The organism is Paucibacter sp. TC2R-5, from assembly GCF_025717605.1.
Taxonomy (GTDB): Bacteria; Pseudomonadota; Gammaproteobacteria; order Burkholderiales; family Burkholderiaceae_C; genus Paucibacter_A; species Paucibacter_A albus.
In genome coordinates this window covers 1-572 of the sequence record NZ_JAJIRQ010000035.1, presented here as the reverse complement: position 1 = coordinate 572, position 572 = coordinate 1, and the positions used below count along the sequence as shown (strand labels likewise).

Below are 572 nucleotides of genomic sequence, written 5' to 3'. Positions count from 1 at the left end.
CTTTTACAAACTTGAGTACTTGATTACGGACAGCAGTAGTTCCGGACAGTAGCGCATTGTGAAACTCCTCCAAGAGCACGACCTTTACCTGGTGGCAATCAAATGCGTCGCGAAGCTGTGTCTCAGGGGTACTGTGGCCGCCCGACGTATATACGCCACCCAGAGGCTTCAATGCTGCAATTACGATATTTTTTGGCGTTGGATTCAGGGGCATTTCAATGCGGACACACGGCGTGAGCATCTGGCCATCCAGAAGCTTCCTCTCAAAAGACCCCGCGATCAAATCGAAGGCATGAGTTTTGCCTGTTCCTGATCCGCCAATAAGCAGTATTCCCTGGCTGGATCCTCCCGCTCGCACTTCTTCCAATGCAGTCGCCACATGACTTATTAATAGAGACTGAAAGGGACGGTGATATTCAGTCTGTTCCATCAATCTTTGTGCCTGCGAGGAGCTTGTTTATGTCAAATTTGTCCTGATTCTTTGAAATCGCCTCTTCGATAGCGGGCTGAATGGCAGTTGCGTGACCTACAGCTTGGGCTTCGTGGCGCGTCGTGGTGCCCGAAGTCGTAGA

General features: G+C 50.7%; 1 protein-coding gene. It reads right to left on the bottom strand.

Annotated features, from left to right (window positions below; all coding sequences use genetic code 11):
- Nucleotides 1–430 (bottom strand): TniB family NTP-binding protein (locus tag LNV08_RS22955; protein WP_263536063.1); only part of this gene is annotated, 430 nt, incomplete at its 3' end.
- Between the last annotated feature and the right edge of the window lie 142 nt (nucleotides 431–572).